The organism is Burkholderia sp. LAS2, assembly GCF_018417615.1.
GTDB classification, from domain to species: domain Bacteria; phylum Pseudomonadota; class Gammaproteobacteria; order Burkholderiales; family Burkholderiaceae; genus Burkholderia; species Burkholderia sola.
Window position 1 is genome coordinate 138,493 of the sequence record NZ_CP071054.1, and the last position, 25,366, is coordinate 163,858.

Annotated in this window: 23 protein-coding genes and 1 pseudogene; 19 read left to right on the top strand and 5 right to left on the bottom strand. The window is 67.6% G+C overall.

The annotated features are described in order from the left end of the window. Nucleotides 1–81 precede the first annotated feature (81 nt). The 13 genes from rbsK (at nucleotide 82) to JYG37_RS29795 (ending at nucleotide 13,811) form a co-directional block, all read left to right on the top strand. Complete coding sequence (rbsK, locus tag JYG37_RS29735) at nucleotides 82–1,008, top strand: ribokinase (RefSeq protein WP_176016942.1); 927 nt, start codon at nucleotides 82–84, stop codon at nucleotides 1,006–1,008. A gap of 60 nt (nucleotides 1,009–1,068) precedes the next feature. Beyond that, nucleotides 1,069–2,388, top strand: a complete 1,320-nt coding sequence (locus tag JYG37_RS29740) for an MFS transporter (RefSeq protein WP_050015698.1) — start codon at nucleotides 1,069–1,071, stop codon at nucleotides 2,386–2,388. A gap of 43 nt (nucleotides 2,389–2,431) precedes the next feature. Next, nucleotides 2,432–3,379: a dihydrodipicolinate synthase family protein gene (locus JYG37_RS29745; protein ID WP_124555142.1), complete on the top strand. Its 948-nt coding sequence runs from the start codon at nucleotides 2,432–2,434 to the stop codon at nucleotides 3,377–3,379. Nucleotides 3,380–4,008: 629 nt separating this feature from the next. Beyond that, nucleotides 4,009–4,422 carry a DoxX family protein gene (locus tag JYG37_RS29750; RefSeq protein WP_050016574.1) on the top strand — a complete coding sequence of 138 codons (414 nt, stop codon included), beginning with the start codon at nucleotides 4,009–4,011 and terminating at the stop codon, nucleotides 4,420–4,422. A gap of 198 nt (nucleotides 4,423–4,620) precedes the next feature. Next, nucleotides 4,621–5,586, top strand: coding sequence for a dTDP-4-dehydrorhamnose reductase family protein (locus tag JYG37_RS29755; protein ID WP_124630040.1), 966 nt, complete (start codon nucleotides 4,621–4,623; stop codon nucleotides 5,584–5,586). A 331-nt stretch (nucleotides 5,587–5,917) separates the two neighbouring features. Next, the gene (locus JYG37_RS29760) at nucleotides 5,918–6,778 is read left to right on the top strand and encodes a transporter substrate-binding domain-containing protein (protein WP_050016577.1); all 861 of its coding nucleotides are present in this window, start codon (nucleotides 5,918–5,920) and stop codon (nucleotides 6,776–6,778) included. A 93-nt stretch (nucleotides 6,779–6,871) separates the two neighbouring features. Then, a complete protein-coding gene (locus tag JYG37_RS29765) occupies nucleotides 6,872–7,594 on the top strand; it encodes an ABC transporter permease (protein ID WP_050016578.1) in 723 nt (240 codons plus the stop codon). A 12-nt stretch (nucleotides 7,595–7,606) separates the two neighbouring features. Then, entirely contained in the window at nucleotides 7,607–8,353 is a 747-nt protein-coding gene (locus JYG37_RS29770; protein WP_050016580.1) for an ABC transporter permease, read from the top strand. A gap of 27 nt (nucleotides 8,354–8,380) precedes the next feature. After that, nucleotides 8,381–9,172: an ABC transporter ATP-binding protein gene (locus JYG37_RS29775; RefSeq protein WP_050016582.1), complete on the top strand. Its 792-nt coding sequence runs from the start codon at nucleotides 8,381–8,383 to the stop codon at nucleotides 9,170–9,172. A 7-nt stretch (nucleotides 9,173–9,179) separates the two neighbouring features. Next, entirely contained in the window at nucleotides 9,180–10,673 is a 1,494-nt protein-coding gene (locus JYG37_RS29780) for an HAL/PAL/TAL family ammonia-lyase (RefSeq protein WP_050016584.1), read from the top strand. Between the two features lie 50 nt (nucleotides 10,674–10,723). Continuing rightward, on the top strand, nucleotides 10,724–11,479 hold the full coding sequence (gene hutC, locus JYG37_RS29785) for a histidine utilization transcriptional repressor HutC (RefSeq protein WP_124555139.1): 756 nt from the start codon (nucleotides 10,724–10,726) through the stop codon (nucleotides 11,477–11,479). 327 nt (nucleotides 11,480–11,806) lie between these two features. After that, entirely contained in the window at nucleotides 11,807–13,156 is a 1,350-nt protein-coding gene (locus JYG37_RS29790; RefSeq protein WP_213346884.1) for a reverse transcriptase family protein, read from the top strand. A gap of 325 nt (nucleotides 13,157–13,481) precedes the next feature. Continuing rightward, complete coding sequence (locus tag JYG37_RS29795; protein ID WP_050016590.1) at nucleotides 13,482–13,811, top strand: H-NS histone family protein; 330 nt, start codon at nucleotides 13,482–13,484, stop codon at nucleotides 13,809–13,811. Nucleotides 13,812–14,020: 209 nt separating this feature from the next. Here the strand turns inward: JYG37_RS29795 and JYG37_RS29800 are convergent, their stop codons facing one another. Together JYG37_RS29800 and JYG37_RS29805 are read right to left on the bottom strand one after the other, a co-directional pair. Further along, the gene (locus JYG37_RS29800; protein WP_213346886.1) at nucleotides 14,021–15,001 is read right to left on the bottom strand and encodes a bifunctional helix-turn-helix transcriptional regulator/GNAT family N-acetyltransferase; all 981 of its coding nucleotides are present in this window, start codon (nucleotides 14,999–15,001) and stop codon (nucleotides 14,021–14,023) included. A 206-nt stretch (nucleotides 15,002–15,207) separates the two neighbouring features. Further along, nucleotides 15,208–16,260, bottom strand: coding sequence for an RNA-guided endonuclease InsQ/TnpB family protein (locus JYG37_RS29805; RefSeq protein WP_060733338.1), 1,053 nt, complete (start codon nucleotides 16,258–16,260; stop codon nucleotides 15,208–15,210). Between the two features lie 89 nt (nucleotides 16,261–16,349). Here JYG37_RS29805 and JYG37_RS29810 point away from each other — a divergent pair, with 89 nt between their 5' ends. After that, nucleotides 16,350–16,727, top strand: coding sequence for a hypothetical protein (locus JYG37_RS29810; RefSeq protein WP_050013640.1), 378 nt, complete (start codon nucleotides 16,350–16,352; stop codon nucleotides 16,725–16,727). Nucleotides 16,728–16,798: 71 nt separating this feature from the next. On the opposite strand, the gene JYG37_RS29815 is transcribed toward JYG37_RS29810, so the two are convergent. The 3 genes and pseudogenes from JYG37_RS29815 to JYG37_RS29825 form a co-directional block, all read right to left on the bottom strand. Beyond that, nucleotides 16,799–19,234 carry a PEP-utilizing enzyme gene (locus JYG37_RS29815; protein ID WP_179233196.1) on the bottom strand — a complete coding sequence of 812 codons (2,436 nt, stop codon included), beginning with the start codon at nucleotides 19,232–19,234 and terminating at the stop codon, nucleotides 16,799–16,801. Nucleotides 19,235–19,356: 122 nt separating this feature from the next. Then, nucleotides 19,357–19,608, bottom strand: a pseudogene (locus JYG37_RS29820) (helix-turn-helix transcriptional regulator); the annotation flags it as partial. An 11-nt stretch (nucleotides 19,609–19,619) separates the two neighbouring features. Further along, entirely contained in the window at nucleotides 19,620–20,477 is an 858-nt protein-coding gene (locus JYG37_RS29825; RefSeq protein WP_050013638.1) for a FadR/GntR family transcriptional regulator, read from the bottom strand. Between the two features lie 228 nt (nucleotides 20,478–20,705). Between JYG37_RS29825 and JYG37_RS29830 the strand changes: the two genes are divergently transcribed. From JYG37_RS29830 to JYG37_RS29850, 5 genes are all read left to right on the top strand, one after another. Further along, on the top strand, nucleotides 20,706–21,914 hold the full coding sequence (locus JYG37_RS29830) for an ABC transporter substrate-binding protein (RefSeq protein WP_050013637.1): 1,209 nt from the start codon (nucleotides 20,706–20,708) through the stop codon (nucleotides 21,912–21,914). A 70-nt stretch (nucleotides 21,915–21,984) separates the two neighbouring features. Further along, nucleotides 21,985–22,845, top strand: a complete 861-nt coding sequence (locus JYG37_RS29835; protein ID WP_050013636.1) for a branched-chain amino acid ABC transporter permease — start codon at nucleotides 21,985–21,987, stop codon at nucleotides 22,843–22,845. Further along, complete coding sequence (locus tag JYG37_RS29840; protein WP_089490132.1) at nucleotides 22,842–23,885, top strand: branched-chain amino acid ABC transporter permease; 1,044 nt, start codon at nucleotides 22,842–22,844, stop codon at nucleotides 23,883–23,885. The genes JYG37_RS29835 and JYG37_RS29840 overlap by 4 nt, the downstream gene beginning before the upstream one ends. Continuing rightward, nucleotides 23,882–24,649 carry an ABC transporter ATP-binding protein gene (locus JYG37_RS29845; protein WP_089490131.1) on the top strand — a complete coding sequence of 256 codons (768 nt, stop codon included), beginning with the start codon at nucleotides 23,882–23,884 and terminating at the stop codon, nucleotides 24,647–24,649. Before JYG37_RS29840 ends, JYG37_RS29845 begins: the two co-directional genes overlap by 4 nt. Next, nucleotides 24,646–25,347: an ABC transporter ATP-binding protein gene (locus JYG37_RS29850; protein ID WP_050013633.1), complete on the top strand. Its 702-nt coding sequence runs from the start codon at nucleotides 24,646–24,648 to the stop codon at nucleotides 25,345–25,347. Before JYG37_RS29845 ends, JYG37_RS29850 begins: the two co-directional genes overlap by 4 nt. Nucleotides 25,348–25,366 lie beyond the last annotated feature (19 nt).

Below are 25,366 nucleotides of genomic sequence, written 5' to 3' on the forward strand. Positions count from 1 at the left end.
AATCCGTATGGCGAAATTTTTCGAGACGACGGCCTTTTCGGTCATTTTGTCGATCGCAAATGTAAGCGGTTACATCAAGCAATGAACGGCATCCCGTCACCGCGTATCGCCGTCGTCGGCAGCGTCAACATCGATCTCGTCACGCGCGCGCCGCGCCTGCCGGTGCCGGGCGAGACGCTGCTCGGCACGACGTTCGAGACCGTTCACGGCGGCAAGGGCGCGAACCAGGCGGTGGCGGCCGCGCGCCTCGGCGCGTCGGTCGCGATGATCGGCTGCGTCGGCGACGACGCGTTCGGCGGGCGCCTGCACGCCGCGCTGGCGGCGGAGCGCATCGACGTGACGCACCTGCACCGGATCGGCGGCACGGCGACCGGCGTCGCGACGATCACGGTCGACGACGGCGGCGCGAACAGCATCGTCGTCGTGCCGGGCGCGAACGCGTGCGTCGATGCCGACCGGATCGACGCGGCGCGCGACGCGATCGCCGAGGCCGCGCTGCTCGTGTGCCAGCTCGAAGTGCCGGTCGCCACCGTGGCGCGCGCGATTGCCTGCGCCGCCGCGCATCACACGCCGGTGCTGCTCAATCCCGCGCCCGCGCAGCCGCTCTTCGATGCATTGCTGGCGCGGGTCGACTATCTCGTCGTCAATGAAACCGAGGCCGAGTCGCTGACCGGCATCGCCGTCGGGGACGACGCGTCGGCCGCGCGCGCCGCCGAGGCGCTGTGCGCGAAGGGCGCCGGCAACGTGCTGGTCACGCTCGGCGCGCGCGGCGTCTGCTGGCGCGGCAGCGCAGGCAGCGGCCATCATCGCGCGATCGCGGTGGCGGCCGTGGATACGACCGCGGCCGGCGACACGTTCGTCGGCGGGTTTGCAGCCGCGCGGGCCGGCGGCGCGTCGATGGACGACGCAATCGGCTTCGGCCAGCGGGCGGCCGCGATCAGCGTCACGCGCCACGGCGCGCAGACGTCGATCCCGACGCGCGACGAGGTCATACGGTCGGACACCTGAATTCCGCATGCGACGGAACGGCCGAACCCGGCCCCTATCAGTGACATGGAGACAATCGACATGAACGACAACCCATCTGTTCCGCACGCGCCGCCCCGGATCCGGCGCGGTCAACGCATCGCGCTCGCGCTGTTGATGGCGAGCGGGATCGTCAACTATCTCGATCGCGGCACGCTGGCCGTCGCAAGTTCGGCGATCCGCGGCGATCTCGGCTTGTCGCTCGCGCAGATGGGGCTGCTGCTGTCGGCCTTCTCATGGAGCTATGCGCTGTGCCAGTTTCCGGTCGGCGGGCTGGTCGACCGCATCGGCCCGCGCCGGCTGCTCGGCATCGGGCTGATCGTCTGGTCGTTCGCGCAGGCGTCGGGCGGCCTCGTGTCCACGTTCGGGTGGTTCATCGTCGCGCGCATCGTGCTCGGCATCGGCGAGGCGCCGCAATTCCCGTCGGCCGCGCGCGTGGTGAGCAACTGGTTTCCGCTGCGGGCGCGCGGCACGCCGACCGGCATTTTCAATGCCGCGTCGCCGCTCGGTACCGCGCTCGCGCCGCTGCTGCTGTCGGTTCTCGTGGCCTCGTTCCATTGGCGCTGGGCGTTCGTCGTGACCGGGGCGCTCGGTCTCGTCGTCGCCGTCGTGTGGTTCGCGCTGTATCGCGATCCGGTGCGCGCACAACTATCTACCGCCGAGCGCAATTATCTCGATGCCGATGCGCAAAGCGTCGCCGCCGCGCCGAAACTGACCTTCGTCGAATGGCGCAGCCTGTTCTCGCACGGCACGACCTGGGGGATGCTGATCGGCTTCTTCGGCTCCGTGTACCTGAACTGGGTGTACCTCACCTGGCTGCCGGGCTACCTGACGATGGAGCGGCACATGAGCCTGATTCGTACCGGATTCGCCGCATCGGTGCCGTTCCTGTGCGGGTTCGTCGGTTCGCTCGTCGCCGGCTGGCTGTCGGATTTCGTCACGCGCCGCAGCCGGTCGCCGGTCGTGAGCCGGCGCAACGCGGTGGTGGCCGCGATGCTCGGAATGGTCGCGTTCACGATTCCGGCCGCGCTCGTGCAGAGCAATACGGTTGCGCTCGCATGCATTTCGGTCGTGATCTTTCTCGCGAACGCGGCGTCGGCGTGCTCGTGGGCGCTCGCGACGGCGGCCGCACCGCCGAGCCGCATCGCGTCGCTCGGCGCAATCCAGAATTTCGGCGGCTTCATCGGCGGTGCGCTGGCGCCGATCCTGACCGGCATCATTGCGCAGAAGTGGTCGTTCGTGCCCGCGCTGCTCACCGCGGCGGCGATCGCGTTCGCCGGCGCGATGGCCTATCTGCTGCTCGTGCGCAAGCCGATTCCCGAACAGGCCGCGAACGCCGCGCCCGGACCGTTGCCGGCGTGATCGTGCAGCCTGCATTCGCATTCACTGAAGGAAGGAGAAACCGATGCAACATCCGCAGCAATCGAACGTGACCATCGAGGGGATCGTGCCGGTGATGCTGACGCCGTTCGACGACGCCGGCGCGATCGACTACGCCGGGCTCGAGCGGCTCATCGAATGGTATCTGGCGCACGGTTCGGATGCGTTGTTCGCGGTCGCGCAATCGAGCGAGATGCAGTTCCTGAGCCTGGCCGAACGCGCGGCGCTCGCGCGCTTCGTGGTCGAGCGCGTGGCCGGGCGCGTGCCGGTCGTCGCGTCGGGCCACATCAGCGACGATCTCGACGCGCAGGTCGCCGAACTGTGCGCGGCGGCCGAATCGGGCGCGCAGGGCGTCGTGCTCGTGACCAACCGGCTCGATCCGCAACGCAAGGGCAGCGCCGCGTTGCTCGACCATCTGCACCGGTTGCTCGCGCGACTGCCGTCGGATCTCCCGCTCGGCCTGTACGAATGTCCGGCGCCTTACCGGCGGCTTCTGTCGGATGACGAACTGCGCGCGTGCATCGACACGGGTCGGTTCGTGATGCTGAAGGACGTGAGCTGCGATCTCGCGACGGTGAAGCGGCGCGTCGCGCTTGCCGAGGGATCGCCGCTGAAGATCCTGAACGCGAACGCCGCGATCGCGTGGGACGCGATGAAGGCCGGCTCCGCCGGTTTCAACGGCGTGTTCACGAACTTCCATCCCGATCTCTACCGGTGGTTGCGCACGCAAGGCGAGTCGAATCCGGCGCTCGCCGACGAACTGTCGACGTTCCTCGTCGTCTCGGCGGTCTCGGAGGCGCTGGGCTACCCGGCGCTCGCGAAGCTGTATCACCAGCGGATCGGCACGTTCGGGTCGATCAAGTGCCGGGCGATCGACTACGACGTGCGCGAACGCTTCTGGGCGCTCGACGCGGTGCTCGACAAGATCGTCGCCGGTACCGAACATTTCCGCCGGCGGATCGCTGCGTTGTAACGGAGGACGCGTGTCACGCCAGTGGCGTGGCACGCGATCGCATCGCGTGCTGAGCACGTGGCCGGCACGCTCGTTGCCTGCTGGAACGATCCGTCTTGCACGATGCGTCGCAATCGCGGCGCCATCCAAACATCGCGATTCCCATCACGCCGATGGCGGCAACGCGTACCGTCATACCGCTGCGCCGCCGTACCGCCGGCTGTCATTCGACGGCCATTCACCCCATCACGAACGCGAACCGCCCGAGAGCCCCGAGCGCGGTGTCGACTATCAACTGATTCCGTAACGTAAAGAAGCTTCATCTTGCTGACAGACGGAGGCGGCGGTTTGCATGGCCAGCAGACGCCGCGTGACGGATCGATCTTCGTGGATTGTCCACTAATTCGAGACAGCGAATCATGTTTTGGCATATTGATGATTTCAGGCGTGACAGTAGACTGCACCCGTGCTTCGCCAGAACCGGTCCGGAGCGCGCCGCCTGCCGCGGCGCCACCGGACGGATTCTTCGGTGGCAGGCCAGATGGCTTGCCGTCCGATTGCGCGAAGAGCGATCCGTTGCCGCGATCGCGCGCCGATTCGGCGCGCAGCGGCACCGGACGCATCAAACCGTCAATTCAAGGGTGATTGCTATGCGTTACGTTTCGCTGGAGTCGAAGAAGGACGAGCTGCTGCTGGCCGCTCGCGTGCTGATGATGATCCTGTTCGTGCTGTTCGGCTGGCAGAAGCTGACCGGTTTCTCGGGCACGGTCGCGTACATGGCGTCGACCGGCAACCCGGCACCCGAGCTGGCGGCCGCGATCGCGGTGGCGGTCGAGCTGGTGGGCGGCGTGCTGATCGCGATCGGCTTCTATACGCGTCCGCTCGCGCTGGCGTTCGCCGCCTATACGCTCGCGACTGCGCTGATCGGCCATCGCTACTGGGCGCTGCAGGGAATGGAGCAGTACATGGCGATGATCAACTTCTACAAGAACGTGAGCATCGTCGGCGGGCTGCTGTTGCTCGCGTTGAGCGGGCCGGGGCGGTATTCGGTCGACCGGAAGTAACGCAGGGCGACGTTTCCGTTCGGTATCGGGAGCCCGGCGCGCGCGAGCGCGCCGGGTTTTGCCTTTTCGGGCGACGGAGAGATCGGTGCATATGTTCGCGACCGGATGCGAGCCAGTAGACCGAAGCGTTGCGCGGCGATCGTTCCTGCGATTCAATAGGCTCGATAATCCATTCGTTTCCCGTGATTGATCGCACCGATGCCAAACCCCTCTCCGTCGACCCTGCACAAAACCATCCTCCTCATCGGCGCCTCCGGCCTGCTCGGCCGCGCGGTTGCGGCCTCCCTGACTCGCGAATCGTCGCTGACGCTGCTGGCAACCATCCGGAACCCGCAAACCGCCGGCGCGAAACTGCTCGCGTTGCCGCCGGAAAACGTCGCCGAGCTCGACGTTCTCGATCAGCCGTCCCTAGAACGCGTTTTCGAAACTCACCGACCGGCAGCGGTGATTCTCTGCGCCGCCGAACGCCGCCCCGACGTCTGCGAACGCAACCCGGCCGCCGCCCGCGCCATCAACGTCACCGCACCGGCCCGCGTCGGCGCGCTTGCCGCGCGATACGGCGCATGGACGCTCGGCATCTCGACCGACTACGTCTTCGACGGCAAGGCAGCCCCCTACGGCGAGGACGCCGCCCCGAACCCGCTGAACATCTACGGCCGCACCAAACTGGAAGGCGAGGCCGCGCTGCTGGCCGCCTCGCCGCTGTCGTGCGTGCTGCGCCTGCCGCTGCTCTTCGGCCCGATCGCCGACTGGAGCGAATCGGCCGTCACGAGCCTCGTGCCGGCCGTCGTCGCGTCGGCGCGGCCGGGCGCCGACGCGGTCGGCATGGACGCATGGGCGATCCGTTACCCGACCTACACGCCCGACGTTGCGCAGGTCATCCGCGACCTGACGCTGCGCCATCTCGCGGGTGAATCCGTCACGGGCATTCGCCATTGGTCGAGCGAGGAGCCGATGACGAAGTACGACATCGCGCAGCGAATCGCGGCCGCGCTCGGCATCGACGCGTCGCTCGCGCCGATCGCCCAGCCGACCGACGCGACGCCGCGCCCGTACGACTGCCATCTGGATGCCGCGCGCGTGCGCGCGCTCGGGATCGATTACGCGACGCCGTTCGATACTGCGTTGCGGTCCGTGCTGCGCGATGCGCCGCAGGCGCGGTAGGGTCGGCGTCCTTCACGGCTCACGATACCTCGCCGACATCCACTCGCCGATCGTCAGACGTGTTTCACGGTCGAGCGCAGCGGCGATCGAATTCAAAATTTGTCTAGTCATCCTTGAGATTCGATCAGTCGAATTGCACCAAACATGTGCCGGATTTCCCCGCAACGATGCACGCTAGACCCTTGAAATTAGGGGATTTCCCGCGTTTCCGCGGTTTTTATTGACCACGGCTTGCTTCGCTGTTTTTCTTCTTGCATGCTTGTATAGACAAATTCCTGAGGCGGCTTGCTGCACCGAAGGGATGGCGAACCTCAACGCAAGGAGAAATCTCGTGAACGGCAAGCGCATCAAGTGGGCAATCAGGACGATCGGCGTCATCGCGGCTGCGGCGGCCACTCTGGCGGCACCGGTACAGGCCAAGGAATGGAAGACGGTGACGGTCGCGCTCGAAGGCGGCTACGCGCCGTGGAACCTCACGCTGCCGGGCGGCAAGCTCGGCGGTTTCGAACCGGAACTGCTCGCCAACGTGTGCGAGCGGATCAAGGTGCAGTGCAACATGGTCGCGCAGGACTGGGACGGGATGATCCCCGGCCTGCAGGCCGGCAAGTTCGATATCCTGATGGATGCGATTTCCATCACGCCGGAGCGCGAAAAGATCCTGCTGTTCTCGCGTCCGTATGCGGCGACGCCGGCGACGTTCGCCGTCACCGATACGAAGATCCTGCCGAAGGCCGCGCCCGGCGCGCCGATCGTCAAGCTGACGGGCGACGCCAACGCGGACAAGCCGACCGTCGACACGCTGCGCAAGCAGCTGAAGGGCAAGACGATCGGTATCCAGTCGGGCACCGTCTACACGAAATTCATCAACGACAGCTTCAAGGACATCGCGTCGATCCGCGTGTACAAGACGTCGCCCGAACGCGATCTCGATCTGGTCGCGGGGCGCATCGATGCCTCGTTCGACGACGTCACGTACTACGCGGCGAACAACGCGAAGAAGGACAACGCATCGATCGTGCTCGCGGGGCCGAAGCTCGGCGGCCCGATCTGGGGGCCGGGCGAGGGGCTCGCGTTTCGCAAGCAGGATGCCGACCTGAAGACGAAGTTCGATACGGCGATCGCCGCGGCGCTCGCGGACGGCACCGTGAAGAAGCTCGCCGACAAGTGGTTCAAGACCGACGTCACGCCGTAAGCGCACGTTCGGTCGCCGCCGCGTAAGGTCGTCGAACGACGCGCGGCGGCATGCATTCAGCCGGATTCACTCAACGCATGCAGGGAGGCACGCATGGAGATTCTTGAAATGCTCGGCTTCGGTACCGAAGGCTGGGGCGGTGTGCTGCTTCTCGCCGCATTGATGACGGTCGCGCTGACGCTCGCGGCGCTCGCGGTCGGCGCGGTGATCGGCGCGGCGATCGCGGCGGCGAAGCTGTCGCGCTACCGCACCCTGCGCCTGCTCGGCGATCTGTATACGACGGTATTTCGCGGCGTGCCCGAACTGCTCGTCATCTATCTGTTCTACTTCGGCGGCTCGACGCTCGTGACGGCCGTCGGCCAGTGGTTCGGCGCGGAAGGCTTCATCGGCGTGCCGCCGTTCGTGATCGGCGCGCTCGCGGTCGGGATGATCTCGGGCGCCTATCAGGCGGAGGTCTATCGCGCGGCGGTGCTCGCGGTGTCGAAGGGCGAACTCGAAGCGGCGCGCTCGATCGGCATGCCGCGCAGCATGGTGCTGCGGCGCATCCTGGTGCCGCAGGTGCTGCGCTTCGCGCTGCCTGGCATCGGCAACGTGTGGCAACTGAGCCTGAAGGACTCCGCACTGATCTCGGTCACCGGTCTCGCCGAGTTGCTGCGCACGAGCCAGATCGCCGCCAATTCGACGCACCAGTACTTCGTGTTCTTCGTCGCGGGCGGTGCGCTGTATCTGCTGATGACGGGCTTGTCGAACCGCGTGTTCAACCGGGCGGAAGCGATCGTCGGCCGGTCGTTCCGCCGCAATTTCGCGCGCAACTGACGGAGAACGGGCATGTCCATCGATTTCGCATTTCTCGTCGATACGCTGCGTCAGCTGCTCGCGGCCGTACCGACCACGCTCGGCCTGTTCTTCGCATCGCTCGTGCTCGGCGGCCTGCTGTCGCTCGTGATCGTCACGATGCGCGTGTCGCCGAGCTGGCTGCCGAACCGCTTCGCGCGCGCCTACATCCTGGTGTTTCGCGGCTCGCCGCTGCTGATCCAGATGTTCCTCGTGTATTACGGGCTCGGCCAGTTCGGCGTGATCCGCGACAGCTTCATGTGGCCGGTGCTGCGCGAGCCGTACGTCTGCGCGGTGCTGTCGCTGGCGCTGTGCACGGCCGGCTATACGGCCGAAATCCTGCGCGGCGGGTTGATGGCCGTACCGGTCGGGCAGATCGAGGCCGGCTATTCGATCGGCCTGTCGGGCTTCGCGCTGCTGCGGCGCGTGATCGGTCCGATCGCGCTGCGCCAGTGCCTGCCCGCGTACTCGACCGAGGCCGTGCTGCTCGTCAAGTCGACCGCGCTGGCGAGCCTCGTCACGGTGTGGGAAGTGACGGGCGTCGCGCAGCAGATCATTCAGCAAACCTACCGAACGACCGAGGTGTTCGTCTGCGCGGCCCTCATCTATCTGGGCCTGAACTTCATCGTCGTGCGCCTGCTCGGCGCGCTCGAATGGCGGCTCTCCGGGCACCTGCGTGCGCCGAAGCCGTCCGGTGCGTCCGCCGCGGCGGCGCGCAATCCTCAGCGCGCCGCCTCCTGAGCGCCCCGTCCTTTCAAAGAGAATCCGATGAACACCACTGCTCCCGTTGCGCTGTCGGTCAGAAACATCCACAAGTCGTTCGGCGATCATCACGTGTTGAAGGGCATTTCGCTCGACGCGCACGAGGGTGACGTCATCTCGATCCTCGGCGCGAGCGGATCGGGCAAGAGCACGTTCCTGCGCTGCCTGAACCTGCTCGAGACGCCCGACGACGGCTCCGTCGCGCTCGCGGGCGAAGAGCTGGCGATGAAGCGCGCGCGCGACGGCAAGCTGCATCCGAGCGACCGGCGCCAGGTCGACCGGATTCGCTCGCAGCTCGGGATGGTGTTTCAGAACTTCAACCTGTGGTCGCACATGACGGTGCTCGACAACCTCGTCGAGGGGCCGCTGCGCGTGCAGAAGCGCAGTCGCGCGGAAGCGGTGGAGGAGGCCGAGGCGCTGCTCGCACGCGTCGGTCTCGCGGACAAGCGCGGCTACTATCCCGCACACCTGTCGGGCGGCCAGCAGCAACGCGTCGCGATTGCCCGCGCGCTGGCGATGCATCCGAAGGTGATGCTGTTCGACGAACCGACGTCGGCGCTCGACCCGGAGCTGGTCGGCGAGGTGCTGCGCGTGATGCGCTCGCTGGCGGAAGAGGGGCGCACGATGCTGGTCGTCACGCATGAAATGGGTTTCGCGCGCCACGTGTCGAATCGCGTGATGTTCCTGCATCAGGGCGAGGTCGATACGGACGGGACGCCCAATGAAGTGTTCGGCGGGCAGACCTCCGAGCGCTTCCGGCAATTCGTGTCGAGCCACCACGACCGCACCACGAACTGAGGCTGCCATGACCGTATTCCGTGCGGCGCAGCCGCTTGACTGGCGGCAGGTGGCGGCGGTGGCGGCCGGCGAGCCGCTGGCGTTGGCCGACGATGCGCGCGCGCGGGTCGTGGCCGCTCGCGAACTCGTCGACGAGATCGTCGCGCGCGGGATTCGCGCCTATGGCGTCAATACCGGCGTCGGCGCGCTGTGCGACGTGATCGTATCGCCGGCCCAGCAGAGCACGCTGTCGCACAACATCCTGATGAGTCATGCGGTAGGCGTCGGCATGCCGCTCGGCGCGGCCGAAACGCGCGCGATCATCGCGGCCGCGATCAACAACTATGCGCACGGGCATTCGGGTGTCCGGGCCGACGTCGTCGAACAGCTCGTCGCGCTGCTGGAGCACGATTGCCTGCCCGAAGTGCCGGCGCACGGCTCGGTCGGGTACCTGACCCACATGGCGCACGTCGCGCTCGTCTGCGTCGGGCACGGCCATGCGCGCCATCGCGGCGAACGCGTGCGCGGCGACGAGGCGCTGCGGCGCATCGGCCGCGAACCGCTCGTCCTCGGTGCGAAGGAGGGGTTGAGCCTCGTCAACGGGACGCCGTGCGTCACGGGGCTGGCCGCGCTCGCGCTGGTTCGCGCCGAACGGTTGCTCGACTGGGCCGACTGGATCGCGGCGATGAGTTTCGAGAACCTCGGCGGGCAGCTCGCCGCATTCGATCCGGCTTCGCTCGCGCTGCGGATTTCGCCCGGTATCGGGCAGGTCGGCGCCCGTTTGCGTGCATTGCTGGCGGACAGCGGCATGCTCGTCGCGGCGAGCGGCCGGCATACGCAGGATCCGCTCAGCCTGCGCACGATTCCGCACGTGCACGGCGCGGCGCGCGACGTGTTCGACGTCACGGCGGAGGTCGTCGATCGCGAACTCGCGTCCGTCACCGACAATCCGATCGTCGCCGGCACGCGGGAGGCGCCGGCCGTGCATTCGCAGGCGCATGCGGTCGGCGCGGGCATCGCGCTCGCGATGGATAGCCTCGCGGCGGCGATGGCCCAGGTCGCGGCGATCGCGGAGCGGCGTCTCGACCGGCTCGTGAATCCGCTCGTCAGCGGGCTGCCGGCGTTTCTTGCCGCGCCGGGCGGCAGTTGCTCGGGGTTCATGATCGCGCAGTACACGGCGGTCGCGCTGGTCGCGCAGAATCAGCGGCTTGCCGCGCCGGCGAGCCTCGACGGCGGTATCACGTCGGGGCTGCAGGAAGATCACCTGTGTCACGCGACGCCGGCCGCGCTGAAGGCGCTCGACATCATCGAGAATACGACGCGCGTGCTCGCGATCGAGCTGCTGGCCGCCGCGCAGGCGTACGACCTGCAGCCGGCCGAAACGGCGCGGGCCGCATCGACCGACGCGCTGTGGCGGCAGGTGCGCGAACGCGTGCCGGCGTATCACGACGACCGGCCGCTCGCGGACGATATCGCGATCGCGGCCGGCATCGTCGCCGGTGCGCCGCCGTCGTTGCAGTGACGACGGTCGAGGACGGGCCGATCACCCCACATTCATCCGGTCGAGGGCGCATGAGCGAAACGGAACGCAGACTTTCCGCACGGCCTGCGAAGGCATCGGTCGACACCGTACCGGCGCGGGCGCTGCCGGCCTATCAGCAGATCAAGCGCTACGTCGTCGAGCGCATCGCGAAGGGCGACTGGAAGCCCGGCGCCGCGATCCCGACCGAGGCGGAACTGGTCAAGGAATTCGGCGTGGCCCGGATGACGGTGTCGCGCGCGCTGCGCGAACTGACGGCCGAGCGCGTGCTGACGCGCATCCAGGGCGCCGGCACGTTCGTCGAGCGCCGGCATTACGAATCGACGGTGCTGGAGATCCGCAACATCGCGGACGAGATCGCCGAGCGCGGCCATCGGCACAGTGCGCGCGTGCTGATGATCGAGCGCAGCGTCGACCCGGATGCGATCGACGCGCTCGGACTGCGCGCGGGGCCCGTGTTTCATTCGCGGATCGTGCATTACGAGGAGGACGAACCGATCCAGTTCGAGGATCGCTACGTCAATCCGGCCTTGTTTCCCGCGTATCTGGAGCAGGACTTCACGATCGAGACGCCGAACCATTACATGGTGCGACTGGCGCCGATCCAGCGTGCGGAGTTCCAGATCTACGCGGAGAAGCCCAATGCGCAGGTGCGCCGGCATCTCGTGATGGAAATCGGTGAACCGTGTCTGCTGCTGCGACGCCGGACGTGGGTCGGCGAGCAGGTCGCCACGTCGGTCAGGCTGTGGCATCCGGCGTCGCGGTTTCATCTGGCGGGCAACATGTAGGGAAGCAGGGTGGCGCTGGGCGGAGCGGGCCGTTTGCCGCTTCGGCCGGCGCGTCGGGAAATCGGGCGACCGCATCGCGATGCCGCCGCGCATCGCGCGTCGTCCGGCTCGATTTGACACCCGGCGTCGTCGCCGATTAAAGTCGCGACGCGGGGCGGCGGGTCAAGCACACGCCCGGAACAGGCAGCCGATGTTCCAGGACTACGGGGCTACCCCGTGGATCAGATCGATACGCCGATGCGTCGCAAGTGCGCATGTTGCGCGTTGCGCAACGACTGCACTCGCAGTACCAGCCACGTTGGCTCATCGTCCCGCCCCTCTTCGTCCATGCACTCATCCCTGCGCGACACCACCCGTACGATTGCCGACGCGATGCTCGCCGGTTCGCCCGAGCGCGACGGCGTCGTCGCGCGGATGGCGGCCGTGCTCGGCGACGCGCCGCCGTGGACGTACGAATGCGCGGACGTCGCGCTCGTCCGCTTCGCCGCGAACTGGGCCGATACCGACACCGACGTGCTCGCGGCGGTCCTTGCCGACGCGCCCGCGTTCGTGCGTGCATGGTATGGCGACCGTCGGCCGGCGGTGATTCGCATCGTGCGCCGGCCGCTGGTGCAGCGACCGCCGCCGGCGCCGCTCGCCGGCTGCGACGTGCCGCAATGGCCGACGCCCGGCGATCTCGCCAGCTGGCTCGGCATCAGCACGTCGGCACTCGACTGGCTGTCCGATCATTGGCGCGTCGACGCGCGCGGCAGCGCCACGCCGCTGCATCACTACACGTACGTCCCGGTCGACAAGCGCAGCGGCGGGTGCCGCCTCGTCGAAATCCCGAAGGGGCGGCTGCGCGAAGCGCAGCGCCGCATCCTGCACGAGCTGCTCGATCGCATCGCGCCGCATGGCGCGGTACACGGTTTTCGCAAGGGGCACGGGATCGTGTCGTTCGCGGCGCCGCATGCGGATCGCGACGTCGTCGTGCGCTTCGACCTCGCGGATTTCTTCGTGTCGGTGCGCGCCGCGCGCGTCCATGCGCTGTTCGCGACGCTCGGGTATCCGGCCGAAGTCGCGCGCACGCTCACCGGGCTGTGCACCAATCGCGTGCCGTCGGCACGGCTGCTCGCGCCGGACCTGCGCGACCGGTTCGACTGGATCGGCCGCCAGCGCTATCGCGAACGGCATCTGCCGCAGGGTGCGCCGACGTCGCCGGCGCTTGCGAACCTGTGCGCGTTCCGGTTCGACATGCGGCTCGCCGCGCTCGCGCGTTCGCTCGATGCGACCTACACGCGCTATGCGGACGATCTCGCGTTTTCCGGCGGCGATGTGCTGGCGCGCGACGTCGAGCGGCTGCAAATCCGGGTCGCCGCGATCGCATTCGAGGAAGGCTTCGCGCTGCAATTGCGCAAGACGCGCGTGATGCCGCGCGGCACGCGGCAGCAACTGGCCGGCGTGGTCGTCAACCGCCATCCGAACCTGGCGCGCGACGCGTTCGATCGCCTGAAGGCCATCCTGACCAACTGCATCCGGCATGGCCCGGCGTCGCAGAATCGCGACGCGCATCCGGATTTTCGCGCGCATCTGGCCGGACGCGTCGCGCATGCGACCGCGCTGAATGCGGCGCGCGGCGCGAAGCTGCGCACGCTGTTCGACCGGATCGCATGGGACGCCGGCAGCGAAAACCGCTGAACCGTCGGGCCCGAATCGACTCCGGTCAGCGACTTCTGCAACACGACGCCGCGCACTGCTATCATTCGCGCCATGCCGCGCCCGTGTCAGGGGCGGCGAATCACTTGCCGCCGCCGTTCGTCCCGTGCATGCGTACGCGGCGTGCCGCCCGTTGCCGGCCTGGTCCTGCCTGTCAGTGACGCACGACGTCGTTTGGTGCGCGTCGCGCAAATCATGCCGGCTCAGGTGGACGATTCACCGATTTGACAGCCCCTATAGGCGGAACTTCGTGGTAGGTTCGGCCATCGGAGCTTTTTGCAAAAACATGCCCAAAGAGGATGAATACATGACCCAGGCCCTGCAGGAACTCGAAGCACAACTTCGGGACCTGAACATCAAGCTGTCAGAGGCGAAGCAGAAGGAGAAGCAAGCCGCGCTCGCGGCCTTCAAGGAACAGGTCGAACTGTTGGGAATTTCGCAGCAGGAAGTGCTGAGCGCGCTCGGCTACATCGTCCAGCGCAAGCGCAAGGCGCCTGCCAAGTACTACGATCCGTCGACCGGCCGCTCGTGGTCCGGGCGCGGCCCGCGGCCGAAATGGCTCGAAGGCAAGGATCTCGACACGCTCGCCGTCGACCGCGAGGCCAGGACCTGGTGGCCGGGCGACGATCAGGGCTGAAGCCCGCCGCGCCGCAAGGCCATCCGGCGCCGGCCGGTTCGCGCAGGCGGGCCGGCCGGCTGTCTTTCATTCGGTGTCCGGCCTGATCGCGACATCGCCGGCCTCGCCGCCGTACCGGATCGACGTTTTCTCCTTTCCTTTTCCGTTTCCGCGCATTGCCCGCCGTTTCGCGTCCGCCGTCCGGCCAGCTGCGATCACGTCCGCCGATCTCAACCGCCAGCCGGCCCCGGCCGGCTGAAGCGCTGCTCGACCACTTCGGTCCCCCACTGCGTGCCCGCGGATTCGCTCGTCAGCGCAAAGCCGAACGACTCGTATAGATGACGTGCGGCATCGAGCCCCTTGAAGGTCCACAGGTAGGTCTCGCGAAACCGGTGCTCGTCGACGAAACGCATCGCCAGCGTCATCAGCCGACGCCCGACGCCCGAGCCGCGCAACGCGTCGTTGACGATGAACCAGCGCAGGTGCGCGACGCCCGTCGCCGGGTCGCCGTCGATCGCGAGCGACGCGAGCGTCCGGCCGTCTTCCTCGCACAGCCAGAGTGCCTTGCCGTCGGCCGGCAGCGCGCCCGCGAAGGCGGCCAGCTCGGTCGCCACCCGCTGTTCGAAGAACGCGCCGAAACCCCAGTGCTCCGCATAGAAGCGTGCATGCAGGCTCGCGATGTCGCCGATGCAGCCCGGCCGATAGCCTTCGCGAACCGACGGCGCATCGGCCGGCGCGACGCTCGCCCTGGCCGCGTTGTCCTGCGCGAGCGCATCGGCATACAGCGCGAGCGAACGCAGCAGCGCCTGCTGGTCGGCCGGAATCATGCGGCGCAGCGCATTCGACACCTGATCGGTCGCGAACGTGTCGATTCTTTTTTGGAGCTTTTTGCCTTCGGCGGTCAGGTACAGCTCGATCGCACGCGCATCCTCGGTCGACACGCGCCGCTCCACGATACCGGCCGCTTCGAGCCGCGCGAGTTGCCGGCTCGTGTTCGATTTGTCGAGCCGCAGGATGGCGCCGAGATCCTTCGCGTTGATGCCGGGCGCCATCCCGATCTCGAGGATCGCATGCACGGCCGACGGCGCCCAGTCGCTGTCGGCCAGCGTCGCGCGCATGAAGCCGAGCTCGCGCACCAGTTTGCGCGAAAAGTCGCGCAGCTCGAGGATGGTTGAGTCGCGCGGCTTGGCCGGTGCGTCGATGAGGTCCATGGTTTGCTCCCGAACGGTTGCGTATCGCAATCAATAATAGTTGCGGGTCGCAACTTGAGCAAGGCGATTTTCACGTGGATCGGTTGTTTCGACGCGGCGAAGTGGCCGCATACTGGGCGGCGCGGGCCGACCTGCGAACAGGGGTGTCGATCGACCCACGATCGACGACCGCGGACCACGGAGATCACGTTGACGTTTTCCTCTCCCTAAAGGGAGAGGATTCCCACACCTGGCGATGCACGTCCGCATCGGAGAATGTTCAGCGCAGCGTTGATATCACGATCATGTTCGACACCACAGTCACTGCAGGTCCATTCTCTTATTCTCAGTCCCGCGATACCTTTCGGTCGCGTCGTGCTGTCTTTCGACCCGCACGCCGAACAGGACTGGGTCGAACCGCTTTCGTCCACTTCCTCGAACGTGGCTCCGTGCGCGATCGCTTTGTAGCGGAGCTTGTTCCGGAAGGACGACCAGGACGCGTCGTAGACGCTTTTTGCCATCCTGGTTCTGGCAAGTTTGACGGCCGACACGTTGCCGACCGCGATGTAATCGAACCGCCGCACCAGATCGAGCGCGAGCTTGTGTTGAAAATCGGCACGGGCATTCGCGACCTTGGCGTGCAGCTTCGCGATATGCCGCTTGTGCTTTCGCGCCCGTTGCGCTTTCGCCAGCTTTTCCGCCGCGCGTCGACCGAACTGGTCATTGGGCAGTTTCTCGCCGGTCGAAAGTGTGGCGAAGTCTTTCAGGCCGAGATCGATGCCGACGCCGGAACGGATCGGACGAGCCTGAACATCCGGCATCTCGATCACGATGTTCAAGAACCAATTGCCGCGCGCATCCTGCGCAAAGTTGGTTCCATCCTTGATCTTGCCTTCGGGAAGCGGTCGGCTGTTGAACACGCGGAAGGTGTTGCCGGCAAAGCGAAACGCGTCGCCTTCGCGCTTCAGGTCGCGGCCCTTCAGCGGCACCCAGCCCAGCGATTTCCTGCCGCGATAGCGCAGGTAGGGCCGACGGTACTGACTGCGCGACTTCGCATATTGCTCGCACGTCGCGTTGACCGTGCCGGAGTGGATGCCGAGTTCCTTGCTGCTGCCAGTCGTCAGCACGTTCAGATCGAATCCCGTCGGCCACTTCTTGCCCCACTTGAGCGCGTGCTTCTGCGTGTCATTGCAGAAGTTCCAGACGTAGTTCACCGCACGGCTCTGCTTGTTGAGCAGTCCGTTGAGCGACTTCACGCGGTAGCGGTAGACAAGGATCATGCAAGTGATCCTAACCCGTGGAAGAAGCTGCCTGTCAACTGCACTCCTTTCCTCCCCGTCCTGAAGGACGGGGTTTCTCGGAGCAACTGATGAACAAGCTGCTGCCGATGACGATCGCGTTGCTTGCCGGGAGCGGCATCGGGGCGGCGCCGCTCCACGCGGCCGGCACCATGGACGCGCTGCCATGCAGCGCCGCGCATGCGGCGGACCCGGGCGGCGGGAACGCCGCGATGCCGGACACGTCGGTCCGCAGCTTCTCGACCGCCGGCTGTTCGGGCGCGGTGTTGCAGGGAGACCGCGCCACCGCGACGGTCAACGGCGACAGGGTCGAGTTGCGCGACGGCGTCGTCTATGTGAACGGCCGGTCCTATGGCGCGGTCACGCCCGCGCAGACGGTCGAATACGAGGTCGCGCGCGACCGGCGCACGTTGAAGGTCGACGGGAAAATCCGCACGCCGCTGCGCTGATGCGTACCGATTCGGTAGGCGGCAACCGCGACGTGCGATGCGGTTGCCGGATCGCCACGCCGGCGCGCGTCCTATTCGACGAGCGTCAGCCGGCCGTCGCTGAGCCGCACTTCGCGCCCCACCCACGCCGCGTCGACGCGCGGCAGCACGGCCGACGGCTTGCGCAGTTCGCGCAGCAGCGTCGCGCCGTGCGACAGCCGGCCGCCCATGCGCGCGATCACCGCCCGGGCGGCCTGGTACCGCGCGTGCCGGCCCGGGTCGAGCGTGTCTTCGAGCAGGATGTCGCGGCCGAGCACGCCCTGCGTGTCACCCGGATAGATCATGAAGCCGGCGGCCTCGTCGGTGCCTTCGCTGCCGTCCTGCCAGAAGCTGCCGTTGCGATCGCGGCGCTCGGGGTGCGGTGCGAACCACGTGTCGCGGTCGGCGGCCGGCATCGCGTGATGCAGGCGGAAGAACACGCGCATCAGATTGTCGCGATACCACTCGCGCACCTGCAGATACCAGCCGCGCATGCCGGGCGCGCCGAGCGCGTGCAGTACGCGGACCGGCAGCGGCCAGTCGGGAAACGGCTGCAGCGGCAAGTCGGCGGCCGGTGGCCGCGCGGTGCCGGGATCGGTTTCCCACGGCAGGCGGTGCGGGCTGTCGTCGAGCTGGCCGTACGCAGTCGGCGGACGCCCCCACAGGGCGCCGCCGCTGCTCGCCAGCGATGACGCGATGCACAGGTTGCCCTGCACGACGAACACGTAGAAGCGCGTGAACCAGTCGGCCAGTTGCTGGCCGTCGGCGCGCCGTTCGACGAGCGTCGCCAGTTCCCGGTCGAAGCGTTCCAGGCCGCGCGCGAGCGTCGGCAGGTGCCCGCGCGCGACGCGCAGCATCCGCCAGAACACCGGCAGCGCACGCAGCAGGCGCAGCGCTCGCCAGCGCAGCGGCGGCGTCGCACCGCCGATCTCGCCGCTGTAGTGGGCGGCCGACACGCCCCAGTCCGAGAGACGCGCGAGGAACAGGTCGTTGTTGATGTACGACGCGCCGCCGTAGAGCGCGGTGAACGGTTCGTTGTCGCGCAGCACGCGTGCGTCCCAGCGCGCCATGATCGCCGGGATGCTGCCGGCCGCCCGCCGTTGCGCATATTCGACGAGCCGGCTCGGCTGCGGCGGCAGGATCTCCGCGATGTTCGCGGCGGTCAGGTGACGATGCCAGCCGTAGGTGCTGATCGGACGGTACTGCAGCAGCCACAGCTGCGCACCGTCCCACGCCCATTCGACGTCGCCCGGCACGTAGTGGAACGCGCGCAGCACCCGTTGCAGGAACGCCCACAGCTGCTGCGCGGTCAGGCCGTGCGCGGTCGCGAACGTGCCGCGCTGCCACGGCTCGCCGAGCCGCGACAGAATCGCGCGCTGCGGGCTGGCCTGCCCGTCGGCGAGCGTTTCGAGGTGACCTTCGACCCATTCGACTTCGATCGCGAGATGGCGCACGAACGCGATACCCGACAGCACGGGCGTGATGAAGCGCTGCACGACGGCTTCCTCGAGGCCCCCGTCGAGCAGTTCGGCCACGCGCGCGGCCGCTTGCGATGCCGGTACGCGCAGGAACGTCGTGTGCAGGCCCGCGTTCGCCGCATCGGCCTGGTCTTCGCCATGGCTCGACGACCGGATCGCCCACTCGGCGTCCGGCTGGCTCGCGAGAAAGCCGGGCAGGCGCGGATCGTCGGCAGCGGTCAGCGACAGCGCGGGCGGCACCGGCAGCCCGGCCATCGCGGCCAGCGCGAGGCGCCCGCCTTTGGTATGCGCGACGAAGCCCGTGTCGTCTCCTTCGAGCCACTGCGCGAACGCCGCCGGCGCATCGATCCACGGATAGTGTCCCCAGCCGGGCTCCAGCGTGACGGTCAGGTCGGCGCGCGCGAGGATCGCCGACCACGCGGCGGCCTGCCCGACGCCGAGCACCGCATCCTGGCCGCCCCACACGAGTTCGATGCGATCGGTGACCCACTCGAGCAGCGGCAGCGCGGTATCGGCGCGCACGAGATCCCAGTGCGGCACGAACGCGCGGCAACGGGCATAGCCGGCGCCCATGCGGCGATACTGCGCGGACGTCCAGGTCCGGTTCGAGAACTTGCGGGCGAACAGCGCCGGGTAGTGCGCGAGCAGCCAGTGGATGGTCTTGCGCAGCGGCTTCGGCGCCATCAGTTTCGGCAGGCGCCGCTCCCACAGGAACGCGCCGACCGGGGCGAGCAGCACGCTGCGGCCGAAGTGGCCGGGGCGCCGCTGCAACGCGTGCAGGACCACCAGCGCATTCACGCCGACCGCCATGATCGCGTGCCCGGGTTCGGTCGCGTCCAGCAGCGCCTGCGCATAGGCGGCGAGATCCTCGCACGGCGGCGCGGGATGATCGCCGAAGCCCGGCAGTTCGAGCGGCACGGGGCGATAGCGCCGGAAGTGGGGCAGCGCGTCGTCCCACCAGTCGGCTGCGCTGCCGTTGCCGGCGAGGAGGTACAGGATCGGTTGGCTCATGAAGGCTTCGTCGGTCGACGATCGTCGCGATTGCCGCGGTTGTCGTTGGTATTGCCCGGTGCGAGTGGAATGGAAGCGTGGCCCCGCTCGGATGGATGGTGGGGCATTCTACGCGAGTCGATTTACGTCAATTTGCCGTTTGTTTGGGTCTCGCGCGGCGTCTTGCCGGTCCAGCGCCGGTACGCATGACGGAAGCTGCGCGGCTCGCTGTCGCCGAGCCGCTCCGCGATCTCGGCGACCGTCAGCGCGTGATCGTCGAGCAACCGCACGGCGTCGTCGCGACGCACGTCGTCGAGCAGCGACTGGAACGTGATGCCGTCCTTGTCGAGCCGACGGCGCAGCGTGCGTTCGGTCGGGTGCAGCGCATCGGCGAGTGTGCCGCCGATCAGCGTTCTTCCGGATCCGTTGCGGCCGCATCGAGTGCCGCAACGGAACCGGCGGCCGCGCGCCTGCGGATCTCGGAATCGAGGATCAACCGTCCGCGCAGCTTGCCTTTCATCCGCTTCACGTGCTTGGGCGCCTCGGTCATGTGCTCGACCATCAGCGCCCGGACGCGCTCGGCATCGCGCTCGCGCGCGGCCTGCAGGATCGCCTTGTGGATCGACACGTTCGCTTCGCCGAAGCGCTTGTGCTCGACGAGCGGCGTGTCGTTCCGGAACTCGATCAACTGCCGGATCATCTCGTTGATCAGTTCGCAGCTGAAGCGCAGGAACGGATTCGGATTCGCGGCCGCGAGGATGTCGTGGAACGTCGTGTCTTCCTGCCGCTGACGCAGCATGTGGCCGCGATCGTGCACGCCCGACGCGCCGTCGCAGCACGCGATGTTCGCCTCCAGCGCCGCGAAGTCGCGCTCGCTTAGATGCGGCACGGCGCCGGCGGCCAGCTCGGGTTCGAGCAGCTTGCGCACCGTATAGATGTCGTCGATCGTCACGTCCTTGAAGAACAGATAGTTCTGCAGCAGCTGAAGCGTGCGGTCGAGCGGCACCTCGACGACCATCCCGCCGCCCGACGGCCCCGTCGTGACCTTGATGAGCCCCTGCACCTCGAGCGACTTCAGCGCCTCGCGGATCGTGCTCTTGCTCACCGCGTAGAGCTGCTGCAGCTCGGCCTCGCGCGGCAGGCGGTCACCCGGCTTCAGGTCCTTCTCGGTGATCAGCCGCTTGATCTCCTCGGCGACCAGATCGGCCCGCTTCGGCTGCTTGATTTCGACCGCGAGGCCCGCCCTGGCTCGGTCCATGACCATCTTCACGACTCCTTTGTGTGGCTGCGCGCCGCGTCATCGTCGACGACCGGTGCCGGCGCGGGTACGGAATTTTGCCTGATTGACACCAATTTTGATCAACTCTAGCATCAGGTTCATTCTATTTATCATGATAAATAGGATCAACCGGCGGCGCGCATCCAGGAGTGGCGTGGGCACGGTTTGGCAGTCGGTCGTATCGCGTGTGTCCCCGTTCATGAGGAGCTCAACTTGAATCGCCGAGAACTGTTGAAACTGGCCGCGCTGTCGGCCGTGCCGGGCGCGCTCGGCAGCATGTCGTCCCGGGTCGCGTTCGCGCAGGGCTCGCCCATCCAGCTTGCCTGCCCGGTGCCGATGTCCGGCCCGTTCGCCGCCAACGGCAAGTACGCCGATCTCGGCATGCAGCTCGTCGTCAAGCAATACGGCAAGGTGCTCGGCGCGCCGCTCGCCTATACGGCGCTCGACACCGAGGGCAAGCCCGCGACCGCCGTGCGGCGCGTGCAGGAAATCGCGCAGCAGAAGGGCGTGCGCTTCTTCGCGGGCGGCATCCTGTCGTCCGAATCGCTGGCGATGGGCAAGGAAGTCCAGAAGGCGGACGGCGTGTTCATCACGACGGCCGGTGCGGACGAGATCACCGGCAAGGATTGCAACGCGGCGACGTTCCGCTGGTCGGTGCCGACGTTCGGCGCGATCGAGCAGACGGTGCGCCCGTTGATCCAGATGCTGCCGAAGGCGAAGCGCTGGTACACGATCACGCCGCAATACGTGTTCGGCGACGGCCTGCTGTCGGCCGCGAAGGCGGTCTTCAAGGAGAAGGGCATCGAGCACGTCGGCAACAGCTACCACTCGCTCGCCGAGAAGGAGTTCAGCGGCTACCTGACGAACGCGGCGGCCGCGCAGCCGGACGTGCTGCTGATCCTGAACTTCGGCTCGCAATCGTCTGACACGCTGCGCCAGGCCGTCAGCTTCGGGATGAAGCGCAACTGCACGATCCTGCTCGCATGGGCATCGGGCCTCGAGCAGTTCGAGGCGCTCGGGCCGGACATCTGCGACGGCGTGTATTTCGGCGCGCAGTACTGGCACGGCATCGATTCGCCGCTGAACCGCGATCTCGTGAAGCGCGCGAACGCCGCGTTCAAGGCGAACCCGAACTACAGCCTCGCGGGTTCGTACATCTGCTCGAAGATCCTGATCGACGCGATGGTAAAGGCCGGCAGCGCCGATCCGAAGAAGGTCGTCGCGGCGATGGAAGGGATGAAGTACGACGGCCTCACGGGCCCGGAGGAAATCCGCAAGGGCGACCACCAGGTGCTGAAGAACTACTACCTGCTGAAGGGCAAGCCGAAGGGCCGGATGAAGAATGCGGACGACTATGCCGACATCGTCAGCGCCGGCCAGTCGTTCCTGCCGCTCGACAAGACGGGCTGCAAGCTCGCGTGACGCCGTGCATGCGTTCGCGGCGCATCGCGCGCCGCGGGCGTCCGTTACCTTTCTTTCCGACACGGAAGCCATGAACGTCTATCTGCTGCAGATCGTCAACGGCATCGGCGTGGGCATGCTGTATTTCCTGCTCGCGGTCGGCCTGTCGATCGTGTTCGGCCTGCTGCGCTTCGTGAATTTCGCTCACGGCGCGTTCTACCTGCTCGGGGCGTACCTCTGCTACCAGGCGCTGCAATGGTCGGCGAATTTCTGGGTCGCGCTCGCGCTCGTGCCGCTCGTCGTCGGCGCGTTCGCGTGGATCGTCGAGAAGCTGGTGCTGCGCCACGTGTACGCGCAGCAGCATGAATTCCACATCCTCGCGACGGTCGGGCTCGCGCTCGTGCTGCAGGAGTGCGCGATCCTCGCGTGGGGGCCGCTCGGCGACAACGTGCCGCCGCCCGACGCGCTGAACGGCGTCGTGATCTGGGGCGGCTTCGTCTACCCGAAGTACCGGCTGTTCGTGATCGCGTTCACGGCCGTCCTCGCCGCGTTGCTGTGGTGGGTGCTCGAAGGCACGCGGCTCGGCAGTACGGTGCGTGCGGGCAGCGAGTCGACGGAGATGGTGTCGCTGCTCGGCATCAACGTGACCCGCGTGTTCAGCCTCGTGTTCGCGCTCGGCGCGGCGACGGCCGCGCTGGCCGGCGTACTCGCCGCCCCGATCCGCGGCGTCGATCCGTTCATGGGCATCGAGGCGCTCGGCGTCGCGTTCGTCGTGGTCGTCGTCGGCGGGATGGGGAATTTTCTCGGCGCGCTCGTCGGCGGGCTGCTGGTCGGCATCGTGCAGAGCCTGATGAGCACGCTGTGGCCGGAAGGCGCGCGGCTGATGATCTACGTCGCGATGGCGGCCGTGCTGCTGCTGCGTCCGAACGGTTTGCTGGGGAGGGCTGCATGATCGATTCGTCGAAACCGCTGCCGCCGGGCGCGGCGGCGTCGCAACGCCCGCAGCCGTGGCGCGGCGTGTTGCAGCGGCCGGAAGGCTGGCTCGCGGTGGTGGCCGCGTGCGTGTTGCCGCTTGTGCTGAGCTCGGGCTCGCTCGCGACCGAAGTGCTGGTGTTCGCGCTCGCCGCGCTCGGCTGCAACCTGCTGCTCGGCTACACGGGGCTGTTGTCGTTCGGGCAGGGCATCTTCTTCGGGCTCGGCAGCTACGCGGCGGGGCTCGTGCTGACGCGCGGCGTCGCGTCCGTGACGGCCGCGCTGGTCGCGGCCGCGGTGCTCGGTGCCGTCGCGGCCGCACTCGTCGGCTGGTTCTCGATCCGGCAGCGCGGCACGTATTTCGTGATGCTGACGCTTGCGTTCGGGCAGCTGTTCTATTTCCTCGCGTATACGACGCCGAACGTGACGGGCGGCGACAACGGGCTGCTCGACATCCCGCGCCCGGCGCTCGCCGCATTCGGGCAACCGCTCGTGTCGCTCGCTTCGCCGTGGCGCTACTACGGCTTCGTCGCGGTGCTGTTCGTCGCGGTGTTCTGGCTGCTGCTGCGCGTATCGCGCTCGGTGTTCGGCCGCACGCTGCTCGCGATTCGCGACAACGAAGCGCGCGCGGCGGCGGCCGGCTACGACGTGAAGCGCTTCAAGCTCGCGGCGTTCGTGATCTCGGGCGCGGTCACGGGCCTGGCCGGGGCGCTGCACGCGCTGATGACGGGCATCGCGCCGCTGTCGAACATCGACTACCACACGAGCGAGATGATCCTCGTGATGACGGTGATCGGCGGCACGGGCAACCTGTTCGCGTCGGTGCTCGGCGCGGCGTTCTACGTGCTGTTCGCGGACTGGCTGTCGACGCTGTGGCCGCGCTGGTTGCTGCTGCTCGGCCTCGTCTTGATCGCGGTCAGCCTGGTCATGCAGCGTGGGTTGTGGGGGCTGGGCGAACGCATCGTGGCGTCGCTGCGGCGTAGCGATCGCGCGGCGGCCACGGTCAAGGAGCGGCAATGAGCGAAGCGATTCTCGAAGCGCGCGGCATCGTCAAGCGCTACGGCAAGTTCACCGCGCTGGGCGGCGTCGATCTGCGCATCATGCCGCGCACCGTGCATTCGGTGATCGGCCCGAACGGTGCCGGCAAGACGACGCTGTTCCATACGCTGACCGGCACGCTGCCGATCACGTCGGGCTCGATCCTGTTCGACGGTCGCGACGTGTCGCACGAACCCGATCACAAGCGCGTGCGGCGCGGCATCGCACGCTCGTTCCAGGTCACGAGCCTGTTTCCGAACCTGAGCGTGCGCGAGAATCTGCGCGTCGCCGCGCAGGGCGTCGAATCGCGGCGGGCGTTGAATCCGTGGACGCCGCCGCGCGGTGCGCTCGCGCATGACGGCATCGTCGACGACGTCCTCGAGCGGCTCGGCCTGCAGCGCTTCGCCGATACCGCGGCCGGCGTGCTGTCGCACGGCCAGCAGCGCCGGCTCGAGGTCGGCATGGCGCTGGCGGCGCGGCCGCGCGCGATCTTTCTCGACGAGCCGACGTCGGGCATGGGCATCGACGATCTCGACGACATGAAGACGCTGATCCGCGGCCTGCGCGACGACTACACGGTCGTGCTGATCGAACACAACATGGGCATCGTGATGGACATCTCGGACACGATCACGGTGATGCAGCAGGGGCGCGTGCTGGTCGAAGGCAAACCCGAAGCGATCCGCGGCGACGAGCGCGTGCGCAGCGCGTATCTCGGCAACATGATCACCGGAGGCCGCGCATGATGCTCGACGTGAAAGAGGTTCATGCGTGCTACGGCAAGAGCCACGTGCTGCAGGGCATTTCGCTGAACGTGAACGAAGGCGAGACAGTGACGCTGCTCGGCCGCAACGGCGCGGGCAAGTCGACGACGCTCAAGACGATCGCGGGCGTCGTCGCGCCGACCGGCGGCACGGTGACGTTCGCGGGCCGACCGGTGTCCGGGCAGCCCGCGCACCGGATCGCCGCGCGCGGCCTGTGCTTCGTGCCCGAGCATCGCGGGATCTTCCGGCTGCTGTCGGTCGAGGAAAACCTGCGGCTCGGCGCGCGTCGCGATTCGCCGTGGCAGCTCGACGATATCTACCGGATCTTTCCGCGCCTGAAGGAGCGCCGTCGCAACGGCGGCGCGCAGTTGTCGGGCGGCGAGCAGCAGATGCTCGCGATCGGTCGCGCGCTGATGAATCATCCGCGGCTGCTGATGCTCGACGAGCCGGTCGAGGGGCTTGCGCCGGTGATCGTCGAGGAAATCGTCGAGCAACTGAAGCGGATCAAGGCGGCCGGCGTCGCGATCCTGCTCGTCGAACAGAACCTCGAAGTGTGCACGCAGCTCGCCGATCGCCACTTCGTGATCGAGCAGGGCGTGATCGTCTACGAAGGCAGCAACGCGGCGTTCGCGGCCGATCACGACGTGAAGGACCGCTACCTGGGCGTCGGCGTCGCATGAGCCGTGCCCTTTCAATGCG